General features: G+C 64.6%; 1 protein-coding gene. It reads right to left on the bottom strand.

Annotation, left to right across the window (positions count from 1 at the left end; all coding sequences use genetic code 11):
• Positions 1-280: hypothetical protein (locus tag GCN75_RS28975; protein ID WP_152285389.1), on the bottom strand; the 280-nt coding region annotated here is incomplete at both ends.

Here is a 280-nt window from a genome sequence, read left to right as displayed (position 1 = left end):
GCCCGGTTCGTGGATCGATTTCGTCGTGCAGTCCGACAAGCCGTTTTTCATTGAACCGCTGTACACGCCGCGCGAATTGCAGCACCAGCTGATCGATTCGCGGTCGTAGATGGCCGTGTCGGCCTTGGCTTCGCCCGCGTCGCTGCCGGCCATGGGGCGTTCGGCCAGCAGCTTGGCATTGTACTTCTCGTTTTTCTTGATGCCCACCACCTGCGCCGTCCCCGTCTTGCCGCCCACCGTGTACTGCACGCCGGCGAAGATGCGCGCGGCCGTGCCGCCC

Source organism: Janthinobacterium violaceinigrum (genome assembly GCF_009208555.1).
In the GTDB taxonomy this organism is placed as follows: Bacteria; Pseudomonadota; Gammaproteobacteria; order Burkholderiales; family Burkholderiaceae_D; genus Janthinobacterium; species Janthinobacterium violaceinigrum.
The sequence above is the reverse complement of the archived record's forward strand: the minus strand, read 5'-3'. Positions and strand labels throughout refer to the sequence as shown.